Source organism: Lactobacillus nasalidis, from assembly GCF_016587775.1.
Lineage (GTDB): Bacteria > Bacillota > Bacilli > Lactobacillales > Lactobacillaceae > Lactobacillus > Lactobacillus nasalidis.
Map to the genome: position 1 here is coordinate 1 of NZ_BOCG01000182.1, position 334 is coordinate 334.

1 protein-coding gene is annotated in these 334 nt (G+C 40.1%); it reads left to right on the forward strand.

Features of this window, described 5'->3' with window-relative positions:
• Positions 1-117 precede the first annotated feature (117 nt).
• Positions 118-334 (forward strand): helix-turn-helix domain-containing protein (locus lacNas_RS03305; protein ID WP_201346588.1); only part of this gene is annotated, 217 nt, incomplete at its 3' end.

Consider the following 334-nt stretch of genomic DNA (forward strand, 5'->3'; position numbering starts at 1 on the left):
GCGCAAATTTTAGTCATACTACAGAAACATATGTTTGGGGATCTACAGGAATACGTGCTAAAATATTCCTCGAAACAAAGATTGAGAATGATATGGTTCTGAAAGCTGGTGAATTAAATGGCTGAACAGGTAGAAGAAGTACCGTCTAAATTAATTCAGACAAGAGTCTATGAACTACATCCAAACAAGACTATGAGAAGAGTTTTGGATGAAGCTTGTGACTATCGCCGCTATTGCTGGAATCAAGGCCTTGCCTTGTGGAACGAAATGTACAAGGCAAGACAAGCGCTTAAATCTTCTTTGGCTTCCGACCCGAAAAAGCTGACTGAAGAAC